The sequence below is a fragment of the Bordetella genomosp. 13 genome, from assembly GCF_007679965.1.
Taxonomy (GTDB): Bacteria; Pseudomonadota; Gammaproteobacteria; order Burkholderiales; family Burkholderiaceae_B; genus Bordetella.
Map to the genome: position 1 here is coordinate 496,243 of NZ_VEHL01000002.1, position 26,065 is coordinate 522,307.

Annotated in this window: 21 protein-coding genes; 13 read left to right on the plus strand and 8 right to left on the minus strand. The window is 69.7% G+C overall.

Annotated features, from left to right (window positions below; genetic code table 11):
* Positions 1-400: 400 nt before the first annotated feature.
* Entirely contained in the window at positions 401-1,915 is a 1,515-nt protein-coding gene (gene glpK / locus FS845_RS08120; RefSeq protein WP_144632496.1) for a glycerol kinase GlpK, read from the minus strand.
* On the minus strand, positions 1,902-3,347 hold the full coding sequence (locus tag FS845_RS08125; RefSeq protein WP_144632499.1) for a DHA2 family efflux MFS transporter permease subunit: 1,446 nt from the start codon (positions 3,345-3,347) through the stop codon (positions 1,902-1,904). The genes glpK and FS845_RS08125 overlap by 14 nt, the downstream gene beginning before the upstream one ends.
* A 168-nt stretch (positions 3,348-3,515) precedes the next feature.
* Between FS845_RS08125 and FS845_RS08130 the strand changes: the two genes are divergently transcribed.
* The 4 genes from FS845_RS08130 (at position 3,516) to FS845_RS08145 (ending at position 6,050) form a co-directional block, all read left to right on the plus strand.
* A complete protein-coding gene (locus tag FS845_RS08130; protein ID WP_144632848.1) occupies positions 3,516-3,704 on the plus strand; it encodes a DUF3460 family protein in 189 nt (62 codons plus the stop codon).
* 36 nt (positions 3,705-3,740) lie between these two features.
* On the plus strand, positions 3,741-4,631 hold the full coding sequence (locus tag FS845_RS08135; protein WP_144632502.1) for a segregation and condensation protein A: 891 nt from the start codon (positions 3,741-3,743) through the stop codon (positions 4,629-4,631).
* Positions 4,632-4,676: 45 nt separating this feature from the next.
* Positions 4,677-5,519 (plus strand): pantoate--beta-alanine ligase, encoded by an 843-nt coding sequence (gene panC / locus FS845_RS08140; RefSeq protein ID WP_144632505.1) that lies wholly within the window; start codon positions 4,677-4,679, stop codon positions 5,517-5,519.
* 216 nt (positions 5,520-5,735) lie between these two features.
* Positions 5,736-6,050: a response regulator transcription factor gene (locus tag FS845_RS08145; RefSeq protein ID WP_144632509.1), complete on the plus strand. Its 315-nt coding sequence runs from the start codon at positions 5,736-5,738 to the stop codon at positions 6,048-6,050.
* Here the strand turns inward: FS845_RS08145 and FS845_RS08150 are convergent.
* Entirely contained in the window at positions 6,022-6,840 is an 819-nt protein-coding gene (locus FS845_RS08150) for a copper resistance protein NlpE (RefSeq protein ID WP_144632512.1), read from the minus strand. The genes FS845_RS08145 and FS845_RS08150 overlap by 29 nt on opposite strands.
* A 214-nt stretch (positions 6,841-7,054) precedes the next feature.
* Here FS845_RS08150 and FS845_RS08155 point away from each other — a divergent pair, with 214 nt between their 5' ends.
* The 8 genes from FS845_RS08155 to FS845_RS08190 all read left to right on the plus strand — a co-directional run bounded on the left by FS845_RS08155 (position 7,055) and on the right by FS845_RS08190 (position 19,826).
* Positions 7,055-7,996, plus strand: coding sequence for a prepilin peptidase (locus tag FS845_RS08155; RefSeq protein ID WP_144632515.1), 942 nt, complete (start codon positions 7,055-7,057; stop codon positions 7,994-7,996).
* Positions 7,997-8,021: 25 nt separating this feature from the next.
* Complete coding sequence (coaE, locus tag FS845_RS08160) at positions 8,022-8,663, plus strand: dephospho-CoA kinase (RefSeq protein ID WP_144632517.1); 642 nt, start codon at positions 8,022-8,024, stop codon at positions 8,661-8,663.
* Positions 8,664-8,719: 56 nt separating this feature from the next.
* Entirely contained in the window at positions 8,720-9,472 is a 753-nt protein-coding gene (gene zapD / locus FS845_RS08165; protein WP_260986210.1) for a cell division protein ZapD, read from the plus strand.
* Positions 9,473-9,668: 196 nt separating this feature from the next.
* Positions 9,669-10,943 (plus strand): MdtA/MuxA family multidrug efflux RND transporter periplasmic adaptor subunit, encoded by a 1,275-nt coding sequence (locus FS845_RS08170; protein ID WP_144632520.1) that lies wholly within the window; start codon positions 9,669-9,671, stop codon positions 10,941-10,943.
* Positions 10,944-10,952: 9 nt separating this feature from the next.
* Positions 10,953-14,057 (plus strand): MdtB/MuxB family multidrug efflux RND transporter permease subunit, encoded by a 3,105-nt coding sequence (locus FS845_RS08175; protein WP_144632523.1) that lies wholly within the window; start codon positions 10,953-10,955, stop codon positions 14,055-14,057.
* Positions 14,054-17,167 (plus strand): multidrug efflux RND transporter permease subunit, encoded by a 3,114-nt coding sequence (locus tag FS845_RS08180; protein ID WP_144632526.1) that lies wholly within the window; start codon positions 14,054-14,056, stop codon positions 17,165-17,167. The genes FS845_RS08175 and FS845_RS08180 overlap by 4 nt, the downstream gene beginning before the upstream one ends.
* Positions 17,164-18,615 (plus strand): efflux transporter outer membrane subunit, encoded by a 1,452-nt coding sequence (locus FS845_RS08185; RefSeq protein ID WP_144632529.1) that lies wholly within the window; start codon positions 17,164-17,166, stop codon positions 18,613-18,615. Before FS845_RS08180 ends, FS845_RS08185 begins: the two co-directional genes overlap by 4 nt.
* Positions 18,616-18,824: 209 nt before the next feature.
* Entirely contained in the window at positions 18,825-19,826 is a 1,002-nt protein-coding gene (locus FS845_RS08190) for an Rpn family recombination-promoting nuclease/putative transposase (RefSeq protein WP_144632532.1), read from the plus strand.
* Positions 19,827-19,861: 35 nt separating this feature from the next.
* Here FS845_RS08190 and FS845_RS08195 read toward each other — a convergent pair whose 3' ends face one another.
* From FS845_RS08195 to dkgB, 4 genes are all read right to left on the minus strand, one after another.
* Positions 19,862-20,884, minus strand: coding sequence for a Nudix family hydrolase (locus FS845_RS08195; protein ID WP_144632536.1), 1,023 nt, complete (start codon positions 20,882-20,884; stop codon positions 19,862-19,864).
* A complete protein-coding gene (locus FS845_RS08200) occupies positions 20,877-21,749 on the minus strand; it encodes an ATP-binding protein (RefSeq protein ID WP_260986211.1) in 873 nt (290 codons plus the stop codon). The genes FS845_RS08195 and FS845_RS08200 overlap by 8 nt, the downstream gene beginning before the upstream one ends.
* 5 nt (positions 21,750-21,754) lie before the next feature.
* The gene (gene argJ / locus FS845_RS08205; RefSeq protein WP_144632540.1) at positions 21,755-22,984 is read right to left on the minus strand and encodes a bifunctional glutamate N-acetyltransferase/amino-acid acetyltransferase ArgJ; all 1,230 of its coding nucleotides are present in this window, start codon (positions 22,982-22,984) and stop codon (positions 21,755-21,757) included.
* 129 nt (positions 22,985-23,113) lie between these two features.
* On the minus strand, positions 23,114-23,923 hold the full coding sequence (gene dkgB, locus FS845_RS08210) for a 2,5-didehydrogluconate reductase DkgB (RefSeq protein WP_144632543.1): 810 nt from the start codon (positions 23,921-23,923) through the stop codon (positions 23,114-23,116).
* Positions 23,924-24,117: 194 nt separating this feature from the next.
* Here dkgB and FS845_RS08215 point away from each other — a divergent pair, with 194 nt between their 5' ends.
* Positions 24,118-24,879, plus strand: coding sequence for an SDR family oxidoreductase (locus FS845_RS08215; protein WP_144632546.1), 762 nt, complete (start codon positions 24,118-24,120; stop codon positions 24,877-24,879).
* 140 nt (positions 24,880-25,019) lie between these two features.
* On the opposite strand, the gene FS845_RS08220 is transcribed toward FS845_RS08215, so the two are convergent.
* Positions 25,020-26,036: a hypothetical protein gene (locus tag FS845_RS08220; RefSeq protein ID WP_144632549.1), complete on the minus strand. Its 1,017-nt coding sequence runs from the start codon at positions 26,034-26,036 to the stop codon at positions 25,020-25,022.
* Positions 26,037-26,065: the final 29 nt, after the last annotated feature.

A 26,065-nucleotide genomic window follows, 5' to 3' on the forward strand; every position in this document is an offset into this window, starting at 1 on the left:
GCCGCTTTGGGCTAGGCCGAAACGGCGTCGGGGAAACGGCTTAGGCGGCCGGCATGAGGAAAGAAGCAGGCGAGGGTGTAGGCCGCCACGCGCCGCCCTGGGAGGGCGGCATGGGCCGGATGGATGAAGGCACGGGACGGCGTGCGCGGCGGGCTACGCCGCATGCATGACGTCTTGCGGGGCGCGGTGCAGAGGCTGCGCGGCGGCGCCGATGGGATTCGCGCTGCGTGTGGCGGCAGCCTCGATCGTGACGTGGGCACTTCCTGGCCGAAGGCGTCTTTTCGACGTGCCTGGCGGGCCGAATGGCACCGCACTCCGCGCGTGAGCGGATGGCGCTGGGTATATCGGCGACTAAGACGGCTGGCCCTCCGCGCCGGCGAGCCCTCTTGCCTGCCTGGGCTCAGTCCTGCCTGGCCCACCCCTTGGCGTGCTCGACGGCCTGCCGCCAGCGCTTCAACCGGGCTTCGCGCCGGTCGGCCGACCATGCCGGCTCGAAGCGGCGGTCGGCGCGCCACTGCGCGGCGAACTCGTCCAGCGATTGCCAGAAGCCCACCGCCAGGCCCGCCAGGCCGGCGGCGCCCAGCGCGGTGGATTCGGACACGCGCGGCCGCACCACGGGCACGCCCAGCAGGTCGGCCTGCATCTGCATCAGCAGGTCGTTGCGGGTGGCGCCGCCATCGACGCGCAGTTCGGACAGGTCGATGCTGCTGTCCGCGTTCATGCAGGCCATCAGCTCGGCGCTCTGCAGCGCGATCGATTCCAGCGTGGCGCGCGCGACGTGGGCGCGCGTGGTGCCGCGCGTCAGGCCGACCATGGCGCCGCGCGCGTAGGGATCCCAATGCGGCGCGCCCAATCCCGCGAAGGCGGGCACCAGGAAAACGTCGTCGGTGTCCTCGACCTGGGCGGCCAGCGCCTCGACGTCGGCCGAGCGCGGGATGATGCCCAGCCCGTCGCGCAGCCACTGCACCGCCGCCCCGGCCACGAAGATGCCGCCTTCCAGCATGTAGGTGGCCTGCGGCCCCGACGGCGCGGGCAGCATCCAGCCCAGCGTGGACAGCAGGTGATTGGACGAGGCGACCGGCTTGTCGCCGACGTTCATCAGCATGAAGCAGCCGGTGCCGTAGGTGTTCTTGGCCATGCCCGGCGTGAAGCAGGCCTGGCCGAAGGTGGCGGCGTGCTGGTCGCCGGCCACGCCCGCGATGGGGATCGCGCCGCCCAGCAGTTCGGGCAGGGTGCGGCCGATCTCGCCGCTGCTGGGTGCGACCTCGGGCAGCAGGCTGCGCGGGATGCGCAGCAGCTCCAGGATGTCGTCGTTCCAGTCGTGCGTGTGCAGGTCGTACAGCATGGTGCGCGCGGCATTGGTGGCGTCGGTGCTGTGCACCTGACCGCCCGTCAACTGCCACACCAGCCAGGTGTCGATGGTGCCGAAGGCCAGTTCGCCGCGTTCGGCCGCCTGGCGCGCGCCCGGCACGTTGTCCAGCAGCCAGGCCAGCTTTGTTCCCGAGAAATAGGCGTCCACCACCAGGCCCGTGCGCTGCTGCAGCCATTCGGCGTGGCCGTCCTGGCGCAGCTTCTCGCACAGCGGCGCGGTGCGGCGGTCCTGCCATACCAGCGCGTGGGCCAGAGGCCGGCCCGTGGCGCGCTCCCAGACCAGCGTGGTCTCACGCTGGTTCGTGATGCCGATGGCCGCCACGTCGGCCGCGCTGGCGCCGGCGTTGCGCAGCGCTTCGCGCGCGACTTCCAGTTGCGTGCTCCAGATCTCGGACGCGTCATGCTCGACCCAACCGGGCTGCGGATAGTACTGCCGGAACTCGCGCTGGCCCGTGCCGCGCACCGCGCCCGCGCGGTCGAACACGATGGCCCGCGAACTGGTCGTGCCCTGGTCCAGGGCCAGGATGAATTCAGGAGTCGTCACGCCGTGCCCTCGTCTGGTTGAACTGGGCGCCCGCGTCGGGCGACAGGCGCCGGAACGAAAATGCCGACAGGACGCAGGCCATGCCGACCACCACGAAGCCGACGATCACGTCGCCCACCACCAGATGCTCGCCGCCACGCGCGGCCATGCTGAGGTTCAGCGACACCGCCGCCAGGCCCACGCCCAGCGTGATGCCCAGTTGCTGCGCCATGGCAGAGAAGCTGCTGGCGCTGCTCATGCGTTCGGGGCCGATATCGGCATAGGCCAGCGTGTTGACGCCGGTGAACTGCAGCGAACGGAAGAAGCCGCCGATCAGCAGCACCAGGATCATGACCCAGGCGGGCGTCTCGGGAGTGAAGGCGGCGCAGGCCATGACGAACAGGCCGGTCAGCACCGCGTTGACCATCAGCACGCGGCGAAAGCCGAAGCGCATCACGATGGGCGTGGCCACGAACTTCATCAGCATGGCGCCTGCCGCGCCGGCGAAGGTGATCAGGCCGGCCTGGAACGGCGACAGTCCGAAGCCTACCTGCAGCAGCATGGCCAGCAGGAACGGCGTGCCGCCCACCGTGAAGCGGCACAGGTTGCCGCCCAGGGTGGAAATGGAGAACGTGGGAATGCGCAGCAGCGACAGGTCGATGATGGGATGCGCGACGCGGCGCGAATGGCGCACGTACAGCGCGCCGCAGCCGAACCCCAGGACCAGCAGCCCGGCCTGCATCCAGACGGGCATCAGGCCGCGGCCCAGCGACTCGAAGCCGCTGACCAGCGCGGCCAGGCACACGCTGCTGAGCACGAAGCCCCACAGGTCCAGGCCGGGCGCGTCGCGCTCGCGGATCTCGTCCACGTAGTGCATGACCAGCGCGATGCCCAGCACGCCGATGGGAATGTTGATCAGGAAGATCCAGTGCCACGACATGTACGTGACCATGAAACCGCCCAGCGGCGGGCCGATCACCGGCCCCAGCAGGGCCGGCAGCGACAGGAACGACATGGCCTTCAGCAGGTCCTGCTTGGGCACGATGCGCAGCAGGATGATACGTCCCACCGGCACCATCATGGCCCCGGCCATGCCCTGCGCGATGCGGCCCAGCACCAGCTGCGTCACGTCCTGCGCCAGCGCGCAGGCGACCGAGCTGAGGGTGAACAGGCCGATCGCGGTGATGAACACCCGGCGGGCGCCGTAACGGTCGGCCGCCCAGCCGCTGACGGGCACGAACACCGCCACCGCCAGCAGATACGAGGTGATGGCCACGTTCAGCCGCACCGGGGTCGAATTCAGCGCCGCCGCCATGGCCGGCAGGGCCGTGGCCACCACGGTGGCGTCGAGCATCTGCATGAACAGCGCACATCCCACGATGAAGGGGATCATGCGGGCGGCGCGGGCGGCGCGCAATGGGTCGGAGGCGGCTGAGGCTTGTTCTGAGGACATTGGGCGCGGGGCGCGGGGAGGGGTGTGGGGGGTGGATCGATTGTAACGCCGGCCCCGGCGCGGGGCGGTCACGACCGGTTGCCGGGCGCGGCCGCTGCAGGCAAGCCCGGGCGCGGGCCGCCCGGCAAGCTGAAGTACACTGCCGGGATCGACAACCCGCCGGTCCGCATCATGGCCAACTACGAATCCGAAATCACCAAGTTCCTGAAGGATTACAAGGCGCAGCATCCCGACGTCGAGCAGCGCCAGCGCGAAGGCCGCGGCCGCCTGTGGGACAAGCCGCAGGACACCGAACTGCTCGAGGGTTTCCGGGCCGCGCGCGTGCCGCAGAAGCCCTACGTGTATTCGGCCGACTGATCCGTCCGCCCATCCCCGCGCGCGGCCCCGGTCCCGATGTCGTCCCGTAACTCCGCCATTCCGGGCGCCGACCTGGCCGCGCTGGTCGAGCCGCAGGTCGACAGCACGCCCGATGTGATCGACTCGGTGGCGTTCGCGCGCCTGTACGGCGAGCCGCTGTTCCAGCTGCCCAACGACCTGTACATCCCGCCCGACGCGCTGGAGATCTTCCTCGAGGCCTTCGAGGGGCCGCTGGACCTGCTGCTCTACCTGATCCGCAAGCAGAACTTCAACGTGCTGGACATCCCGATGGCGGATGTCACGCGGCAGTACCTTTCCTACGTCGACCAGATCCGTACCCACAACCTGGAACTGGCCGCCGAATACCTGCTGATGGCCGCGCTGCTGATCGAGATCAAGTCGCGCATGCTGTTGCCGGTGAAAAAGTCGGATACCGGCGAAGAGGCCGAAGACCCGCGTGCCGAACTGGTGCGCCGCCTGCTCGAATACGAGCAGATGAAGCTGGCGGCGCAGAAGCTCGACAGGATTCCCCAGCTGGGGCGCGACTTCGTCCGTTCGCAAGCCGTGGCCGAGATCAGCGTCGAGCGCATGATGCCCGACGTCAGCGTCGACGACCTGCGCGCGGCCTGGGCCGACATCATGAAGCGCGCCAAGCTCAACCAGCATCATCAGATCACGCGCGAACAGCTGTCGGTGCGCGACCACATGACCCACATCCTGCGGCGCCTGAACGAAGTGCGCTTCATGGAATTCGGCGAGCTCTTCCTGGAGCGCATCCGCGAAGGCGCGCCGGCGGCGGTGGTGGTCGTGCATTTCATCGCCATGCTCGAACTCGCGCGCGAATCCCTGCTCGACATCACCCAGGCCGAGCCCTACGCCCCCATCTACGTGCGCCTGGCCTACACCAGCGTCGCGGCCGCGGCCTGACGCGGCCAGCCCTGGCGTCCCAGGCGCCTCCGAGCGGAGATTCCCTTGAAAGTCGTCCATACCATCCAGGAATTGCGTGACCACCTGCGCGGCCAGAACCGCGTGTCCTTCGTGCCCACCATGGGCAACCTGCACGAGGGCCACCTGGCCCTGATGAAGCTGGCGCGCCAGCATGGCGATCCCGTGGTCGCCAGTGTGTTCGTCAACCGCCTGCAGTTCGGTCCCAACGAGGATTTCGACCGCTATCCGCGCACGCTGCAGGACGACATCGAGAAGCTGGAACGGCAGCGTGACGTGTACGTGGTGTTCGCGCCCGACGAACGCGAGATGTATCCCGAGCCGCAGAACTACCGCGTGCAGCCGCCCGACGACCTGGGCAACATCCTGGAAGGCGAGTTCCGGCCCGGCTTCTTCGGCGGAGTGTGCACGGTGGTGCTGAAGCTGCTGTCGTGCGTGCAGCCGCGCGTGGCGGTATTCGGCAAGAAGGACTACCAGCAACTGATGGTGGTGCGCAGCATGTGCCGCCAGTTCCAGCTGCCCGTGGACATCCTGGCGCACGAGACGGTGCGGGCGGACGACGGCCTGGCGCTGTCCTCGCGCAACCGCTACCTGAGCGAGGCCGAGCGCGCCGAGGCGCCGGCGCTGTACGCGGCGCTGAACGGCATCCGGGAACAGGTGCGCGGCGGCGCGCGCGATGCGCGGGCGCTGGAAGCCGAGGCCGTGCGGGCGCTGGGCGGCCGGGGCTGGCAGGTGGACTACATCTCGGTGCGGCGCCAGCGCGACCTGAAGGCGCCCGAGGCGGCCGACATGCAGGCGGGCGAACCGCTGGTGGCGCTGGCCGCCGCCAAGCTGGGCGCGACCCGGTTGATCGACAACCTGGAGCTCTGAGCCCGCCGGGCCGCCCCAAGGGCGAAGACCGGAGTGCGCAGCACGGAGGTGGTTCAGTCAGCCCGCCGGGCCGCCCCAAGGGCGAAGACCGGAGTGCGCAGCACAAAGGGGGCCCAATCGGCCGGCCGGCGGGGACCCCTGCCAGATTTGGTAGCTTCATCCCGTGCGGTGGGCATGCCACACTTCTTGCAATCCTGAATTGCAACGGAGGCAACCATGCATTGCCACAGCCGCCCGCAGGACGCGTCTGGCGCAACCCCGCCGGCGCTCACCCCGCGCGAACGCGAACTGCTGGGCTACATCACGCAGGGGCAGTCCAACAAGGTCATCGCCATCGATTTTGGCATCTCGACGCGTACGGCCGAGGCGCATCGCGCGCGCATCTTCCGCAAGATGGGGGTGCGCAGCGCGCTGGAGCTGGCCTGCGCGCTGTGTCCCTATCGTGGTCCTGGTGGTCCTGGTGGTCCGGGCGGCGCGGCGGCGCCCGGCCGGGCAGGGCCGGTCATTGGCAGGCCGGGACCGGCTGCTTGACCAGTTCGTCGATCGGGTCGAGGTCGGGTTGGCGCGTCAGGCTGTAGTCCAGCGTGGGGGCATTGCCCAGCACCGAGCGCACGCGCAGCACGTTGTTGGCCGTGGCCAGCAGTTCGGCGCGGGTGCTGCCCGCGCCGTCCAGCAGCAGCAGGCGGGCGGGGCGTTCGCCGGTCACGTTCCAGCAGCCCTGTTCGGCCACCGGCTTGCCCTGGCCTTCCAGCGCCACGGTGCGTGCGCGCCAGCGGCCATTGGGGGCCAGGGTCAACGTGACGCGCTGGGCCTCGGCCTGGCACTGCATCGAACGCGAGAAACACGGGAACGTGCCCATGTAGGTCTGGGCCTGCGGCATGAAAGCCTGGGCCTCGGGGTTGACCGGGCCGCCGGCATCGGCGTCCGGCGCGACCGTGGCAGCGGCGGTGCGGTTCACCATGCGGGCGTTGGCGCCACCGGGCGGTAGCGGCGGCACCGGCGAGTCCGCCAGGGCCGGGTTGGCCGCCTGCGCGGCGTCGCCCGTGGCGGTCGGCGCCGGCGTGCCCGTCGACGTGGTGTTGGCGGGGCGGCGGGGAGCGTCCGGCTTCAGGTCGATCTGCAACTGCGACGGCGCGTGCACCACTGTGCGGTAGCCGGCGCCCTGGCCGTGGTACTGCGCGTCGGTCACTGTGCTTTCGGGCGGCGGGTTGTAGTAGCCCGCGCTGCCGAATTGCGAGCAGCCGGCGGCCAGCAATGTGGTGGCCAGGCCGGCGGCGGCCAGCAGGCAGGAGCGCGTGACGCGAACGGGGGCGGGAGACATGGCGGGGTGTCCGGTAAGACGAAGAAGGGCGGCGCACGGATACGGCACCGTATGCCTGATGCCCACGATTCTACGCATTTATGCCCGTATCCGGGTATACCCGGCGGCGACGTGCAGGCATCGCGTCGACCGCGTTTGATGATTCGCCGTACAGCCGGAATAATGCGGCGTCCGGCGCCCGCCGCCGGCTTCATTCTCTCTGTGGCCTGACATCATGTGGCATACGTATTCCCTCGATCCGGCTCTGGCGGTCGTGCTGGCCGCGCTGCTGGGCCTGGCGGTCAGCGGTCTGCTGGGCGCGGTCGCCCATCGCCTGCCGCGCATCATGGAGCGCGAATGGCAAGCGGCCCTGCGCGAAGCGCAAGATGGAACCGGCGCCGGCCCCGAGCCCGAACCCGAGCGCGAATCTCGGCCCGAATTCCATCCCGGATATCAATCGGACTCTCCGCCCGCGCATGGCCGCGTTTGCGAATCCGGACCCTACGGGCTGCTGCGGCCAGGCTGGCATTGCCCCGCCTGCGCGGCGCCCGTGCGCGGCTGGCGCGCGCTGCCGCTGCTGGGCTGGCTGGCGCTGCGCGGCCGCTGCGCCGATTGCCGCGCGTCCATCGGCTGGCGTTATCCCGTCCTTGAGATCGCCGCGGCCGCGCTGTTCGCCGCCTGCGCGTGGCGCTTCGGGCCCACGCCCATGGCCCTGTGCGCCATGGCATTGGTGGGCGCGTTGCTGGTGCTGGCCTGGATCGACCTGGAAACCGGCTTGCTGCCCGATGCCATCACCCTGCCCCTGGCCTGGGCAGGACTGCTGGTCAACCTGGGCAATGGCCTGGCCCCTTTGCAACTGGCGGTGGTCGGGGCGGTCACCGGATACCTGTTCCTGTGGGCGGTTTTCCATGTGTTCAAGTTGGTCACCGGGCGTGAGGGCATGGGGTATGGCGATTTCAAGCTGATGGCGGCGCTGGGCGCCTGGCTGGGGGTGGCGGCCTTGCCCTGGCTGCTGCTGGGCGCTTCCCTGGCCGGCGTCGTCGTCGGCGTGGGCCTGCGCGTGGCGGGCCGGGTCGAGCAGGGCGAGCCGCTGCCGTTCGGCCCGTACCTGGCCGCGGGCGGTATCCTGATGCTGCTGGCCGCGGGGCAACCGCCGTGGCTGGCGGTTTTCGGATGACACGGACAAGAATGGGACGACGCGCATGTACAGCATCGGATTGACCGGCGGCATCGGCTCGGGCAAGTCGCGCGTGGCCGACCTGCTGGGCCAGTGGGGCGCCACGGTGATCGACACCGACCAGATCGCGCATGCGCTGACCGGCCCCGGCGGCGCTGCCATGTCCGCGCTGCGCGAGGCGTTCGGCGACCGCGCGGTGGACGAGCACGGCGCGCTGGACCGCGCGTGGATGCGCGACCGGGTGTTCCGCGAGCCCGCGGAACGCGAGCGCCTGCAGGCCGTGCTGCATCCGATGATCGACCGGGACACGCGCCAGGCCGCCCGGCAGGCAACCGGTCCGTATGTGGTGTACGTGGTGCCGCTGCTGGTCGAGTCCGGACGCTGGCGCGAACGGGTCGACCGCATCTGCGTGGTCGACTGCGACCCCGATACGCAGGTGGCCCGCGTGCAGGCCCGCAGCGGGCTGACGCCGGACGCCATCCGGCGTATCATGGCGGCACAGGCCGCGCGGGACACCCGGTTGGCCGCCGCCGACGATGTCATCGTCAACGACGGCGGCACCACGCCAGAGATGCTGCACGCGCGGTCTCGTCGCATGCACGATCGCTGGATCGAATGGGCGGCGGCAGCGGGCGGGCATCCTGGCGACCCCGGCAGTCTCGCCTGACCTCACCGCCTGACACTTTTCCGGCCTCCGGGCCGGCCACCACGGGCCTGCAGCGAGTGATCCTTTACGAATATCCTTTCAACGAGCGTATCCGGGCCTATCTTCGCCTGGAATATCTTTTCGACAGGTTGTTCTTCTTCGCGCGTGGCGACGACATCCGTCAGCACCAGATCGCGGTCACCACGCTGTTCGACATTCTTGAAACCTGCGAACGCACCGACGTGAAGAGCGCGGTGCTGCAGGACATCGAGCGGCAGCGCCTGTCCCTGGCCGCGCTGCGCGACCATCCCGACGTGGCCCAACAGGCGCTGGAAGACATGCTGCGCGACATGGAACGCGCCGCCGGCGCCCTGTCGGCCCAGGGCAAGACCGGCCAGGCGCTGCGCGAGAACGAGTGGCTGGTCAGCCTGCGCGGCCGGCTGGCCGTGCCGGGCGGCGCCACCCAGGTCGACATGCCGTCGTACCACGCCTGGCAGCACAAGCCGGCCGAGGTGCGCCACGCCGACCTGCAGACCTGGAGTGCGCCGCTGCTGCCGCTGGCCGAAGGCCTGGCCATGGCGATGCGGCTGCTGCGCGAGTCCGGCCGCAAGGCCCCCATGACGGCCGAGCAGGGCGCCTACCAGCAGATGTTGGGCGGCAAGACCCACCAGTTGCTGCGGGTCTGGATCGACCCCGGCCTGGGCGTGTTTCCCGAGATCAGCGCCAACAAGTACATGATCTGGATCCGCTTCTCCACCCAGGACGGCGAGCTGAAGCCGCAGCCGGTGGCGCGCGACGTGTCCTTCCAGCTGTCGCTCTGCTCGGTCTGACGCGCGGCCGACTTCCCGTCCGAGGCAAGTCGGCCCGGCCATCGAGCCGCGCGGCGTGCCATGCCGTCCGGCACCGACGAACCGAACGACCCGCGGCAGGTCGAACCGATTCCTGTTGCGTTTTATTTCAAACGGTCGTCGCGGCTCGGCGCTCTGTTGGACAATAGCGCCAATCGTCGTTCATGCCGGATCCCTTATGCCCGAGATTCACCCCGCCAACGCGCCGCGCCGGTCGCGCCGCCGCCTGTTCGTGACCCTCGTGGTCCTCGTGGTCGCCGCCGCGCTGCTGTGGTGGTTCCTGCGGCCGGCGGGCACCAACGGCTCCGGCCATGCCGGCCGGCGCGGTCCGATGGCCGGCGGGTCGTCGTTCATGGCGGACATGGCCGTGCCCGTGAAGGTCACCGCCGCGCGCAGCCAGCAGATCGAGGTGATCCTGCGGGCGCTGGGCACGGTCACGGCCTACAACACCGTCACGGTGCGCAGCCGGGTCAGCGGCGAGCTGGTCAAGGTGGCCTTCCAGGAAGGGCAGACGGTCAAGGCCGGCGAACTGCTGGCCCAGGTCGATCCGCGCCAGTTCCAGGTGGCGCTGGACCAGGCGCAGGGCACCCTGCAGCAGAACCGCGCCCAGCTCGAGAATGCCCGGCGCGACCTGCAACGCTACCAGGCGCTGTACAAGCAGGACTCCATCGCCAGGCAGCAGTTGGACACGCAGGCGGCGCTGGTGCGCCAGTACGAGGGCACGATCAAGAGCAACCAGGCCGCGGTCGACGACGCGAAGCTGCAGCTGGACTACACGCGCATCACGGCGCCCATCGGCGGGCGGCTGGGACTGCGCCAGGTCGACCAGGGCAACCTGGTCTCCAGCAGCGACACCAACGGGGTGGTCGTCATCACCCAGACCCAACCCATCTCGGTGCTGTTCACCCTGCCCGAGACCCAGCTGCCTCAGGTGCTGGCCCAACTGCGCGCCGGAAGCACGTTGCGCGTCGAGGCCTACGACCGCGCCGACACCACGCGGCTGGCCACCGGCCAGCTCGAAACGGTGGACAACCAGATCGACATCACCACCGGCACGGTCAAGCTCAAGGCGCGGTTCGACAACGCCGACCAGTCGCTGTTCCCCAACCAGTTCGTCAACGCGCGCCTGCTGGTCGAGACGCGCTCGCAGGTCACCGCCATTCCCAACGCCGCCGTGCAGCAGGGCTCGGCCGGGTCGTTCGTGTTCGTGGTCAAGGCGGACAAGACGGTCGAGGTGCGGCAGGTCGAACTCGGACCGGTCAACGGCGACTGGGTCGCGGTCAACAAGGGCATGCAGCCGGGCGAGAACGTCGTGGTCGAGGGCACCGACCGTTTGCGCGCGGGCGCCAAGGTCGACATCGTCACGCCGCAGACCGCGATACCCGCCACCCCGGGCAGCCAGACCGGCGCCGATGCGCCGCCCCAGGGCCAGCGCAACCGCCGCGCCAGGTAAGGGATCGCCGTGAGCCCGTCGCGTCTTTTCATCCTGCGGCCAGTCGCCACAACGCTGTCGATGGTGGCCCTGCTGATCGCCGGCCTGATCGCCTACCGCATGTTGCCGGTGTCGGCGCTGCCCGAGGTGGACTATCCGACCATCCAGGTGGTCACCCTGTATCCGGGTGCCAGTCCAGACGTGATGACCTCGCTGGTCACCTCGCCGCTCGAAAGGCAGTTCGGCCAGATGCCGGGCCTGGCCCAGATGTCGTCCACCAGTTCGGGCGGCGCATCGGTCATCACGCTGCAGTTCAGCCTGGTGCTGGCGCTGGACGTGGCCGAGCAGCAGGTGCAGGCGGCCATCAATGCCGCGTCCAACCTGCTTCCCAGCGACCTGCCGGTGCCGCCCACGTACAACAAGGTCAACCCGGCCGACGCGCCGGTGCTGACGCTGGCCATCACCTCCCCCACGATGCCGCTGCCGCAAGTGCGCGATCTGGTCGACACCCGCATGGCGCAGAAGCTGTCGCAGATCCCGGGCGTGGGCCTGGTCGGCGTGGCGGGCGGACAGCGGCCCGCCGTGCGCGTTAAGGTCAATCCGCAGGCGCTGGCGGCGGCCGGGCTCAGCCTGTCCGACCTGCGCAGCGCGGTGGTCGGGGCCAACGTCAACCAGCCCAAGGGCAACCTGGACGGCCCGCAGCGCTCCATCACGATCAACGCCAACGACCAGTTGCAGTCGCCCACGGCCTACAACGACCTCATCATCGCCTATCGCAACAATGCGCCGCTGCGATTGTCCGACGTGGGCCGGGCGGTGCAGGGCGCCGAGGACGTGCGCCAGGCGGCCTGGGTGGGCGACAAGCCGGCCATCCTGCTCAACGTGCAGCGCCAGCCGGGCGCCAACGTCATCGACGTGGTGGACCGCATCCAGGCGCTGCTGCCGCAGTTGCGCGCCTCGCTGCCGGCCACGCTGGACGTGACGGTGGTGGCCGACCGCACCCAGACCATCCGCGACTCGGTGGCGGACGTGCAGTTCGAGATGGTGCTGGCCATCGCGCTGGTGGTGATGGTCACCTTCGTGTTCCTGCGCAGTTTCATCGTCACGCTGATCCCCAGCGTGGTGGTGCCGCTGTCGCTGGTGGGCACGTTCGGCATCATGTACCTGGCCGGCTTCAGCATCAACAACCTGACGCTGATGGCGCTGACCATCGCCACGGGCTTCGTGGTGGACGACGCGATCGTCATGATCGAGAACATCGCGCGCCACATCGAAGAGGGCGAGACGCCGATGGCCGCCGCGCTCAAGGGCGCCAGCCAGATCGGCTTCACGCTGATCTCGCTGACCTTCTCGCTGATCGCGGTGCTGATCCCGCTGCTGTTCATGACCGAGGTGGTGGGCCGGCTGTTCCGCGAGTTCGCCGTCACGCTGGCGGTGGCGATCCTGATCTCGCTGGTGGTGTCGCTGACCTTGACGCCCATGATGTGCGCGCGACTGCTGCGGCCCGAGTCCGAGCACAGATACGGGCGCTTCCATCGCGCCACGGGCGCCTTCATCGACGGCACCATCGCGCGCTACGACCGCCTGCTGGGCGTGGTGCTGCGCCACCAGCCGCTGACGCTGCTGGTGGCCCTGGGCACCTTCGCGCTTACCGTGGTCCTGTACCTGGCCATTCCCAAGGGCTTCTTCCCGCAGCAGGACAGCGGCATGATCCAGGCCATCACCCAGGCGCCGCAGTCGGTGTCGTTCAAGGCCATGGCCGAACGCCAGGAGGCCGTGGCCCGCCTGGCCATGCAGGATCCGGCGGTGGCCTCGGTGTCGTCCTTCATCGGCGTGGACGGAAGCAACGCCACGCTGAGCGCCGGCCGCATGCAGATCGCCCTGAAGCCGCACGCCGAGCGCGGCGATACCCTGCCCGAAGTGCTGCAGCGCCTGCAGCAGTCGTTCGCGGACCAGCAGAACGACATGCAGGTGTTCATGCAGCCGGTGCAGGACCTGACCATCGACGACCGCGTGGCGCGCACGCAGTATCAGATGACGCTGTCCAATCCCGACCTGGACGTGCTGGCCGAATGGGTGCCCAGGCTCGTGCAGCGCCTGAACCGCGTGCCCGAGCTCAGCGACGTCACGCACGACCTGCAGGACCAGGGCCTGCAGGCCTGGGTCGAGATCGACCGCGACGCGGCCTCGCGCCTGGGCATCACCACCGCGGCCATCGACGAGGTGCTGTACGACGCCTATGGGCAGCGCCTGATCTCCACCATCTTCACGCAGTCCAACCAGTACCGCGTGGTGCTGGAGGTCGAGCCGCAGTTCAGCAACGGGCCGGCTGCCATCACGCGGCTGCACGTGGCCACGTCGGATGGGCAGCAGGTACCGCTGTCCAGTGTGGCGCGCGTGATCGAGGGGCGTTCGGTGCTGGCCGTGAACCGCCTGGACCAGTTCCCCATGGTGACGATGTCGTTCAACCTGGCGCATGGCGCGTCGCTGTCCACGGCCGTCGAGGCCATCGCGCAGGCCGAGCAGGAGATCGGCATGCCCGCCAGCATCGAGACGCGCTACCAAGGCGCCGCGCTGGCGTTCCAGAACTCGCTGTCCAGCACGCTGTGGCTGATCGTGGCCGCCATCGTCACCATGTACATCGTGCTGGGGGTGCTGTACGAAAGCTACATCCATCCCATCACCATCCTGTCGACGCTGCCGTCGGCCGGGGTGGGGGCGCTGCTGGCGCTGCTGATCAGCGGCACCGACCTGGACATGATCGGCATCATCGGCATCATCCTGCTGATCGGCATCGTGAAGAAGAACGCGATCATGATGATCGACTTCGCACTGGACGCCGAGCGCCGGCGCGGCCTGGCGCCGCGCGAGGCCATCCATGAGGCGGCGCTGCTGCGGTTCCGGCCCATCCTGATGACGACGCTGGCGGCGCTGTTCGGCGCGCTGCCGCTGATGCTGTCCTCGGGCACGGGCGCCGAGCTGCGCCAGCCGCTGGGCCTGGTGATGGTGGGCGGCCTGCTGGTCAGCCAGGTGCTGACGCTGTTCACCACGCCCGTCATCTACCTGATGTTCGACCGCCTGGCGCGCCGCGGCAAGCCGGCGCAGGGCCAGCAGCATCCGGTGCGCCAGCCATGATCCTGTCGGCGCCCTTCATCGTCCGACCCGTCGCCACCACGCTGATGAGCCTGGCGGTGGTGCTGCTGGGAGCGCTGTCTTACTGGCTGCTGCCCGTGGCGCCGCTGCCGCAGGTGGACGTGCCCACCATCTCGGTGTCGGCCAGCCTGCCGGGCGCCAGCCCCGAGACCATGGCGTCCAGCGTGGCCACGCCGCTGGAGCGCTCGCTGGGCAGCATCGCCGGCATCACCGAGATGACCTCGCGCAGCTCGCAGGGCTCGACCCGCGTCACGCTGCAGTTCGACATCTCGCGCGACGTGGACAGCGCGGCGCGCGACGTGCAGGCGGCCATCAACGCGGCGCGCTCGCTGCTGCCCACCAGCCTGCGCAGCAATCCCACGTACCACAAGGCCAATCCGTCGGACGCGCCCATCATGACGCTGGCGATGACCTCGGGCACGCTGACGCAGGGCAAGCTGTACGACCTGGCCACCACCATCGTGGCGCAGAAGCTGTCGCAGGTGAACGGCGTGGGAGAGGTCACCGTGGGCGGCAGCTCGCTGCCGGCGGTGCGGGTCGACCTGAATCCCGGCGCGCTGTCCAGCCGCGGCGTGTCGCTGGACGAGGTGCGCCAGGCCCTCTCCAACGCCAATGCCAACCGCCCCAAGGGCATGCTGGAAAGCGACCGGTACCACTGGCAGGTGATGGCGAGCGACCAGCTCGACCGCGCCGAGCAGTACCGGCCGCTGATCGTGGCGTGGCGCAACGGCGCGCCGGTGCGCCTGTCCGACGTCGCCGAGGTGCAGGATTCGGTCGAGGACCTGTTCCAGACCGGCTTCTACAACGATCGCCAGGCCATCCTGCTGATCCTGCGCCGCCAGGCCGATGCCAACATCATCGAGACCGTCGACGCCGTGCGCAACCAGCTGCCCCAGCTGGCCGCCTTCCTGCCGGGCGACGTGACCCTCAGCGTGGCCCAGGACCGCTCGCCCAGCATCCGCGCCTCGCTGCACGAGGCCGAGCTGACGCTGGTCATCGCGGTGGGCCTGGTGGTGATGGTGGTGCTGCTGTTCCTGCGCCGCTGGCGCGCCGCGATCATTCCCAGCCTGGCCGTACCGGTGTCGCTGGTGGGCACCTTCTGCGTCATGTACCTGTGCGGCTACACGCTGAACACGATCTCGCTGATGGCGCTGATCGTGGCCACGGGCTTCGTGGTGGACGACGCCATCGTGGTGCTGGAGAACATCATGCGCCACATCGAGAACGGCGCCACGCCGATGCGGGCGGCGCTGCGCGGGTCGCGCGAGGTGGGCTTCACGGTGCTCTCCATGAGCCTGTCGCTGATCGCGGTGTTCATTCCCATCCTGCTGATGGGCGGGATCGTGGGACGCCTGTTCCGCGAGTTCGCGGTGACCCTGTCGGCGTCCATCCTGGTGTCGCTGGTGGTATCGCTGACGCTGACGCCGATGATGTGCGCGCGGATGCTGCGCGCCGAGCCGCGCGAGCCCGAGCCTCGCCGCCCCAGCCGGATCAACCGCGCGCTGGATGCGCTGATGGACGGCATGCAGCGCGGCTACGCGGGCTCGCTGGGCTGGGCGCTGCGCCATGCCCGGCTGATGATGCTGGTGCTGGCGGTGGCCATCGGCCTGAACGTCTACCTGTATACCGCGGTGCCGAAGGGCTTCTTCCCGCAGCAGGACACCGGCCAGCTGCTGGGCTTCTTCCGGGCCGACCAGGGTTCATCGTTCCAGTCCACCGTGCCCAAGCTCGAGTACTTCCGCAAGGTGCTGATGCAGGACCCGGCGGTGCAGAGCGTCACGGCCTATGCCGGTGGCCGCGGCGGCAGCAACAGCAGCTTCGTGCAGGTGCAGCTGAAGCCGCTGGAAGAGCGCCTGGTCAGCGCCGATACGGTGATCGAGCGGCTGCGGGCCCGCTTGTCGCGCGAGCCGGGCGCGCGCCTGTTCCTGGTGTCGCAGCAGGACATCCGCATCGGCGGGCGCGCCAGCCAGGGATCGTACGACTACGGCCTGATGGCGGGCGACCTGCAGCTGCTGCGCACCTGGATGCCGCGCGTGCAGCGCGCCATGGCGGCGTTGCCCGAGCTGACCGACGTGGACGCCGATACCGAGGACAAGGGCCGGCAGGTCAACCTGGTGATCGACCGGGAGGCCGCCACTCGCCTGGGCATCAGCATGTCGTCCATCTCGGCCGTGCTGAACAACTCGTTCAGCCAGCGCCAGGTGTCGGTGATGTACGGGCCGCTGAACCAGTACCACGTGGTCATGGGGGTGGACCAGCAGTTCGCCAAGGACCCCGATTCGCTGAAGGACGTGTACGTCATCGGCGCGGACGACCAGCGCATCCCGCTGGCGGCGGTGGCGCGCTATGAGGTGGGCAACGCCCCGCTGAGCGTGCAGCACCAGGGCCTGTTCGTGGCCGACTGGATCTCGTTCAGCCTGGCGCCGGGCGTGTCGCTGGGCCAGGCCACGGCGGCCATCGATGCGGCGGTGGCGCGCATCGGCCTGCCGTCCGACCAGATCCAGGCGGGCTTCCAGGGCAGCGCGGCCGAACTGCAGAAGACGCTGGCGCAGCAGCCCTGGCTGATCCTGGCTGCGCTGGTCACCATGTACATCGTGCTGGGCATCCTCTACGAGAGCCTGGTGCATCCGCTGACCATCCTGTCGACCTTGCCGTCGGCGGGCCTGGGCGCCTTGCTGGCCCTGATGGTGCTGGGCAGCGAGTTCACGCTGATCGCGCTGATCGGGGTGTTCCTGCTGATCGGCATCGTGAAGAAGAACGCCATCATGATGGTGGACTTCGCCCTGGAGGCCGAGCGCCGGCGCGGCCTGTCGCCGCGCGAGGCGATCTACGAGGCCTGCCTGACGCGCTTCCGTCCCATCATGATGACCACGCTGGCCGCCATCTTCGGCGCGTTGCCGCTGATGCTGGCCACCGGCCCCGGCGTGGAGATGCGCCGGCCGCTGGGCATCACCATCGTGGGCGGCCTGGTGCTCAGCCAGATGCTGACGCTCTACACCACGCCCGTGGTCTACCTGTTCTTCGACCGATTCCGACTGTGGGCCGCGCAACGCCGCACCCGCCGGCTGGATCCCCATGCTTCCCGTCCATGACCCGAGTCCTACGCCATCGTCTTTCCGTCCTGACACCCCGCGCTGGCGCGGCGTTGCTGTGCCTGGCGCTGTCGGCCTGCGCCGTGGGGCCGGACTACCAGCGGCCCGCCATCGACGTGGGTGCCGGCTACAAGGAAGGCCAGCAGCAGGTGCCCGGCTGGAAGCCGGCCCATCCGCGCGACGACGCGCAGCGCGGCCCATGGTGGTCGGTGTATGGCGACGCCGTGCTGGACGGCCTGATGCAGCAACTGGACGCGGCCAACCAGGACGTGGCGGTGGCCGAGGCCAACTACCGGCAGGCGCAGGCCCTGGTGCAAGGATCGCGCGCCGGATTCTTTCCCACCATCGGCGCCGGCGCGGGCCTGACGCGCTCCGGCGGCGGCAGCGGCTCGGGCAACGGTGGATCGTCGGTCGGCAACCAGTATTCGCTGACGGGCAGCGTCAGCTGGGAGGCCGACGTGTGGGGACGCCTGCGCCGTGGCCTGGAGTCCAGCCGCGCCAGCGCCCAGGCGTCCGCCGCCGACCTGGCGGCCACGCGGCTCAGTTCGCAGGCCGCGCTGGCGCAGAACTATTTCCAGCTGCGCGTGCAGGACGAGCAGAAGCGCCTGCTGGATGCCACCATCGCCGCCTACGAGCGCTCGCTGCAACTGACGCGCAACCGCTACGACGCGGGCGTCACCGGCAAGGCCGACGTGGCCGTGGCGACGCAGCAGCTGGAGAATGCCCGCGCGCAGTCGGTGGACCTGGACTGGCAGCGCGCGCAACTGGAACACGCCATTGCCGTGCTGACGGGCCAGCCGCCGTCGCGCTTCGCGCTGCCGTCGCAGGCGTTCGAACAGCCGTTGCCAGAGATTCCCGTGGGCCTGCCTTCCGAGCTGCTGGAGCGCCGCCCCGACGTGGCGGCGGCCGAGCGGCGCGCCGCGGCGGCCAACGCGCAGATCGGCGTGGCCGAGTCGGCCTGGTTCCCCGACCTGACGCTGTCGGCCGATGGGGGCTTTCGCAACGGCAGCTTTTCCAACTGGCTCACCGCGCCGGCGCGCTTCTGGTCGATCGGGCCGTCGCTGGCGCTGACGCTGTTCGACGGCGGCGCGCGCGAAGCCCAGGTCGATCAGGCGCGCGCGGCCTACGATGCGCAGGCCGCGTCGTACCGCCAGTCGGTGCTGACCGCGCTGCGCGAGGTCGAGGATTACCTGGTCCAGTTGCGCGTGCTGGCGCAGGAGCAAGAGGTGCAGGCGCGCGCGCTGGACGCCTCCCGCGAATCATTGCGCCTGGTGCGCAACCAGTACGAGCAGGGCATGGTCGACTTCCTGAGCGTGGCCACGCTGCAGGCCACGGCGTTGAACGCCGAACGCTCGGCCTTGTCGCTGGTGGGCAGCCGGCTGGTGGCCAGCGTGCAGCTGATCGCGGCGCTGGGCGGGGGATGGGAAGGGTTGCCGGCGCAGCAGTGATCTGCACGCCGCGATCGCGGTGTGCCCGTCGCCGATCTCCCGCGCGGCAAGATCCGCGGCGTGCATCGCAGGCGTGGACGGGCGTCGACAGCTTGGCCTCTTGCGGCTCGCGTACGTAGAACTACGCGGGATCGAAGCATCCCGCTTCAGGCCCTGAATGGCGGCGGCATGGATAGAGTGGAGCCATAACGATCCCACTGTGCGCCGCGATGACCAGGCACGATGCCACCTACAAGCTGCTGTTTTCCCACCCGGAGATGATCCAGGCCCTGCTGCAGGGCTTCATCCGCGAACCCTGGGTGGGGCAGTTGGACTTTTCCTCTTTGGAGAAGGTGCCGGCGTCTTTCATCACGGACGACCGCCGGGCGCGGCTGGGCGACCTGGCCTGGCGCGTGAAGAGCAGTGGCGGGCAGTGGCTGTACGTCTACGTGTTGCTCGAATTCCAGTCGTCCGTCGAGCCGCGCATGGCGCTGCGCATGATGGCGTATCTGGCGTTGTTCTATCAGGACCTGGTGCGGCAGCAGGCCGTCGGCGCGGGCGAGGTGCTGCCCCCTGTGTTGCCTTTGGTGCTGTACAACGGCGAACCCGCGTGGCACGCGGCGCAGGATGTGGCGCAGCTGATCGCCCCGTTGCCGGGCCAGTCCACGGGGTATCGACCGGCGTTGCGCTATTGGCTGATCGATCAGCAGCAGTGGATGCGCGACGGACGGATGCCCGCGCGAAACCTGGCCGCGGCGTTCTTTCGGGTCGAGCGCAGCAATACGCCGGAAGAGATCGGCAACGCGCTGGGCGAGCTGCTCGAATGCGCGCCTCGGTCTGATTTCTCGGATTTGCACCGTGATTTCGTCCGATGGTTGCGGCACTCCCTGCTTCCGGCCCGCATGCCCGGTGCTAGGATTCCCCAACTGAACGACATGCAGGAGGCGCGTGCCATGCTTTACGACACCGTGAAGGGCTGGACCCAGGAGTGGTTGCGGCAGGGGGCGGAGCAAGGCCTCCAGGAGGGTTTGCAGAGAGGCTTGCAGAAAGGCAACCATGAAGGCCGCCAGGCCATGCTGCGCCAGCTGCTGGTCCACCGCTTTGGCCCGCTGCCCGTCGACGCGCAGCAACGGCTCGCCGACGCCTCCGCGCCCGACCTCGACCGCTGGGCGCTGACGATGCTGTCCGCGCCCAGCCTGGACGCGGTCTTCACCCAACCGGCCGCCGCCTGACGGCGCCGGCGGCAGCGGTCGGTATCCCCTCCCGGCTACAGCAGCCCGCGTATCGCCGCGATGCCGTGCGCGCCATGCCGGCGCGCTTCCACGCGCGTGGCGTCGCTTTGCCCGCCCAACGCAAATACCGGCAAGCCCGCGTCGCGAATGCCTCGCTCGAAGCCACTCCAGCCTATGCCCGGTTCCCCAGGGTGCGAGGGCGTGGCCAGCACATGGCCCAGCACCGCGAAGTCAGCACCCAGTTCCCGCGCATGCACCACCTCGTCATGGCCGTGCGCGGAAACGCCCACCAGCGCGCCTTCGCGCAGATCAGGCCGCGACGCCAACGCCGCCGCATCCACCGCACGCAGATGCACGCCATCGGCCAGACGCCACCATGCCGACGGATGCGCGCTGTTTACCAGCAACCGTGCGCCGGCCGCGCGGCAGCGCGCCTGCACCGCCTGCATGGCCTGGCGCAGCGTATTGGCCGCGGGGCCTTCGGGCCACTGCGGTTCGCGCAGTTGCACCAGCTTCAGGCCACCGGCCAGCGCGGCGTCCAGGCGCGCCAGGAAGCCCGGCAGCCCGTCCGGCCCGCCGATGCTGCTGATGCCATATGACGTGGGCAGCGTGAGCCAGCGCAGCGGCGGCAGGGTGGCGGGCAGCAGATCGCCCACCACGCCGGCGTTGGCGGGGTCCACCCACTCCAGGCGCTGGTTCTCCAGGCCATGCGGCTCGCCCTCCCACCCCGTGACCTGGCAGAACGCCAGGCGCACGGTGGTCTGCGGATAGGTGTGCACGTACGTCACCCAGGGCCAGGCCTCGGTGACGCGGATACCGATCTCTTCGTGCAGCTCGCGGGCCAGGGCCTGCAGCACGGTCTCGCCGGGTTCGAGCTTGCCGCCGGGCAGTTCCCACCAGCCCGACCACGGCTTGCCTTCGGGACGCTGCCCCAGCAGCAGCTGGCCATCGGGACGCAGGATCAGGCCGGCGGCCACGTCGATGATCTTGCGGGTGTCTGCCGCCGAGGATGACGGGGCAGCCACGCCAGGCACCGCCTTGCCGCTGTCTTCAGACATGCCGGGCCGCCCAGTCGCGCGCGAACTGATAGGCCACCCGGCCCGAACGCGAACCGCGCTCCAGCGCCCATTGCAGGGCCTCGGCGCGGCACGGCTCGATCTGGTCGGCCGGGCAGTCCAGCTCGCGCAGCCAGTGGTGCACGATGTCCAGGTAGTCGTCCTGCTTGAAGGGATAGAACGACAGCCACAGCCCGAAGCGCTCGGACAGCGAGATCTTTTCCTCCACGGTCTCGCCGGGATGGATCTCGCCGTCGGGCTGGTGCTTGGCCTGCAGGTTCTCGCTCATGTATTCCGGCATCAGGTGGCGCCGGTTGGACGTGGCGTAGATCAGCACGTTGTCGCCCGAGGCCGACACCGAGCCGTCCAGCACCGACTTCAATGCCTTGTAGCCGGCCTCGCCTTCTTCGAAGGACATGTCGTCGCAGAACACGATGTAGCGTTCGGGGCGGCCGGCCACCAGCTCGACGATGTCGGCCAGGTCGCCCAGGTCGGACTTGTCGACCTCGATCAGCCGCAGGCCCTGGTCGCCGTAGGCGGCCAGCATGGCCTTGACCAGCGAGCTCTTGCCCGTGCCGCGCGCGCCGGTCATCAGCACGTTGTTGGCCGGCTTCTTCTGCAGGAACTGGCGCGTGTTGCGGTCGATGACGTCCTTCTGGCGCTCGATGTGCTGCAGGTCGTCCATGTCGATGCGCGCGATGTGGCGCACCGCGTCCAGCCAGCCGCGCGAGCCGCGCTTGCGCCAGCGGTAGGCATGCGCGTTCCAGTCGATCTCGGGGGGAGCGGCGGGCAGCCAGGCTTCCAGCTGCGCCAGCACGCGTTCGGCCCGCGCCAGCAGGCGGACCATGTCGGGGGAAGACGTATCCATCGTGATCAGGAGCGGTAGTCGGCGTTGATGCTGACGTAGTCGTGCGAGAAGTCGCAGGTGTAGACGGTGTCGGAGACCTTGCCGCGGCCCAGCGCGATGCGCACCAGGATCTCGGCTTCCTTCATGACGCGCTGGCCGTCGGCTTCCTGGTAGGACGGGTTGCGGCCGCCGTCGACGGCCACCAGCACGTCGCCCAGCCACAGGCGGATGGCCGAGACGTCCAGGTCGTCGATGCCGGCGTAGCCAATGGCGGCCAGGATGCGGCCCAGGTTGGGATCGGACGCGAAGAACGCGGTCTTGACCAGCGGCGAGTGCGCCACCGAGTAGGCGACCTTCAGCGCTTCTTCGGTGCTGCCGGCCTCTTCCACGCGGATAGTCATGAATTTGGTGGCGCCTTCGGCGTCGCGCACGATCTTCTGCGCCAGGTCGGCGGCGGCCTCGGTCAGGGCCTGCACCACGGCGGCATAGGCCGGGTCGGACTCGGAGGACACGGACACGCCCGACTTGCCGGTGGCGATCAGGATGAACGAGTCGTTGGTGGAGGTGTCGCCGTCGACCGTGATGCGGTTGAACGACTGGTCGGCGATCTGCACGGCCAGCGTGCGCAGCAGCGGCTGGGCGATGGCGGCGTCGGTGGCCAGGTAGCTCAGCATGGTAGCCATGTTGGGCCGGATCATGCCGGCGCCCTTGCTGATGCCGGTGAACGTGACGGTCTTGCCCTCGGCCTGGATGCGGCGCGAATGGATCTTGGGCAGCGTGTCGGTGGTCATGATGCCGTGCGCGGCGCTGAACCACTGGTCCGGCGACAGCGCGGCGATGGCGCCGGGCAGGCCGGCCTTCACGCGGTCCACGGGCAGCGGCTCGAGGATGACGCCGGTGGAGAACGGCAGGATCTGTTCGGCGGGCACGCCCAGCAGGCCGGACAGCGCGGCGCAGGTGTCCTTGGCGCGCTGCAGGCCGTCGGCGCCGGTGCCGGCGTTGGCGTTGCCCGTGTTGATGACCAGCGCGCGGATCGCGCCGCCCGATGCGGCCAGGTGCGATTCGCAGACCTGCACGGGCGCGGCGCGGAAGCGGTTGCGCGTGAACACGCCGGCCACGGTGCTGCCTTCGGCAAAGCGGAAGACGGTCAGGTCGCGGCGGTTCGCCTTGCGGATGCCCGCCTCGGTGACGCCGATCTCGACACCGGCGACGGGGAAAATTTCGGATTCGGGGGGGATCTGCAGATTGACGGCCATGGTTCGCGGACTCGCTGGTGGATGGCGCCGGGGCGGCTGCCGACGGCATAGCCTTCTATTATCCACCGGCGAGGGCGCGCGCCAAATGACGTGTCGCGTGCCGGTCCCTCCTGCCGGCTCCGAGTACGCTCAGTCCCAGGCCGGCGCCAGGCCTTCCGGGTCCACCAGGCGCTCGCCGCGGTCCAGCGCCGCGATGCGGTCCATGTCCTGGTCGTCCAGCCGCAGCCCCGTGGCCAGCAGGTTGCTGGCCAGGTTTTCCGGCTTGGTCGAGGATGGGATCACCGCATGGCCCAGCTGCAGCGCCCAGGCCAGGGCGACCTGCGCGGGCGTGGCCTGATGCCGTCGGGCGATGTCGGCGATCACGGGGTCCTGGATGGCCTTTCCATACGCCAGGGTCATGTAGGACGTGACCGGGATGCCGTGTTCGCGGGAGAACGCGGCGACGCGGCGGTTCTGCAGGTAGGGATGCAGCTCGATCTGGTTGGTGGCGATGGCGTCGGCGCCCACGGCGTCGATGGCCTGGCGCATCAGGTCGACCGTGAAATTCGACACGCCGATGGCGCGTGCCAAGCCCAGGTCGCGCGCCTCGCGCAGGGCCGTCATGTACTCGGCCACCGGCACGGCATTGCCGGGCGAGGGCCAGTGGATCAGCACCAGGTCGGCGTGGTCGGTGCGCAGCTTCGCCAGGCTGTCGCGCAGGCTGTCGGCCAGGCGCTCGCGCGGCAGATTCTCGGTCCAGATCTTGGTGGTCAGGAACAGCGCGTCGCGGGGCACGCCGCTGTCGGCGATGGCCTGGCCGATCTCGGCCTCGTTGCCGTAGATCTGCGCGGTGTCGATGGCGCGGTAGCCCAGTTGCAGCGCATGGCGCACCGAGTCGATGACGGTCTGGCCCTGCAGGCGGAAAGTGCCCAGGCCGAAGGGGGGAAGGGAGGGGGTCATGGTTGCGGTTCCTGTGTGATCTATCGTCCAGGCCTCGCAGTGTGCCGGGCTTATCTTTGCGGATACAGGGGGTATGCGTACTATGACTTTTGCCTGCGCAGCAAAGATCCGCCGCCGCCCGCCGGCCATGCTGTGTAAGCTAGCGGCTTGCGCCGGGCGCTGTCCCGGCGTTCACCCCATCGAGGAGCATCGCAATGGATCTGGGCATCGCCGGCCGCTGGGCCGTGGTGTGCGCGGCCAGCAAAGGGCTGGGCAAGGGCTGCGCGGTCGCGCTGGCGCGCGAAGGCGTGAATCTGGTGATCAACGCGCGCGGCGAGGCCGCGCTTGCCGAGACCGCGGACGAACTACGCGCGCTGAACGCGGCCATCGACGTGCGCAGCGTCGTGGGCGACGTCACGCAGGAATCCGTGCGGCAGGCCCTGCTGGCCGCGGCCCCGCAGGTCGACATCCTGGTGAACAACGCCGGCGGTCCGCCGCCCGGCGACTTCCGCGACTGGAAGCAGGACGACTGGCTGGCGGCCCTGCAGGCCAACATGCTGACACCCATCGAGCTGATGCGCGCCACGGTGGACGGCATGGCCGAGCGCGGCTTCGGCCGCGTGGTCAACATCACCTCCGCGGCGGTCAAGGCGCCGATCGACGTGCTGGGCCTGTCCAACGGCGCGCGCAGCGGCCTGACCGGCTTCGTGGCCGGACTGGCGCGCCAGCCGCGGCTGGCCGGCCGCAACGTCACGCTGAACAACCTGCTGCCCGGGCCGTTCGAGACCGACCGGTTGCGCAAGACGCTGGGCGTGCCCGGCCAGCGCGAGAAGCGCCTGGCCGCCATTCCGATGGGCCGCTTCGGCAATGCCGACGAATTCGGCGCGGTGTGCGCCTTCCTGTGCAGCGTGCACGCCGGCTACATGACGGGGCAGAACGTGCTGCTGGACGGCGGAGGCTATCCCGGCACGTTCTAGGTACGCGGCCGCGTCGCCGAGCCTCCCATCGTTGCAGGACGCGTGGCCGTCTGGCCGACGCATGCCATTGCGGGGCCGCGGTGCCGGATCATGCCAGGCCGGCGCGCGCCGATCGACGACGCGTGGCGAGCCTTGGGCAGCTAGGGCGCGATGCGCATCGACGACACGTCCAGCACGCCCGCGTCGCGGTTGCTCAGCACGGCGCGCACGGTGCCGTCCGGCGCCTGCACCACCGAATTGCCCGGCGCGATGTCGGGCCGTCCGGCGCGCAGCGCCGCGCGGCCGCGTGGCGGGCTGAGCAGCAGGTCGCCCGTCTCGGCGCCGCGCACGCCCGTGGCGCTGCCGGCGCGCGTGCCCGACGGGTAGGTGATTTCTCCCAGGCGCAGTTCCTCGGCCAGCAGGCCTTCGAACTTGATCACCTGGTGCTGGCTGTCGACGGTGATGTCGGCCTTCAGCAGCGACAGGCCGGAGATGGCGGCCGGCTCGCTGCCGTCGGTGCGCAGCAGCCAACGCTGCGGCATGGCCTGGCGCAGGTCCAGCCAGGTGCCCGTGGGCAGCGGCAGGTTGCCCACGGTGTTGCCCGAGGCCAGGTGGCAGCTGTCGAAGCGCGGCCGGCCGTCTTCCATGACCAGTTCGACGCGGTGCGCGCGCGAGCAGCGCCAGCCGCCGTGGATGGTCTGGTCCGTGATGATGGCCAGCGACCAGCTCTCGCCCGCCGCGCCGATGGGGCTGCCGGACTTGCGATAGCGGAACAGCTGCTTCGCCTGCAGGCCGCCCACTTCCACCAGGACCGGGAAGTCGGCCTGCACGAAGGAAGCCAGGTCGCCGGGCGTGGCCAGGCGCAGTTCGGTGCCGGACGGCATGTCGACGCCGGCCAGCCGCTGGGGCGCGTCCAGCACGGCGCGGCGCGCCTGTTCCTCGCGCGCCTCACGCTGCGTGGCCAACCACTGGCTGAGGTGCTGATAGGGAAAGATGCCGCCGGTGATGGCCAGCACCGCCATCATGGCGGGCCCCAGGCGGCGGTGGTCGCGCAGCCACAGGCGGGCGCGCCGGTCCAGCGCCAGGCGGGCGAGCCAGGTCAGCAGCGTGCTCAGGCAGATCAGCGAGAGCGCCATCGACGCGTAATAGTTGCCGCCAGGAATCGAGACCGGAATCATGGCGGCAATTATGCGCCATTCCGGGGCGG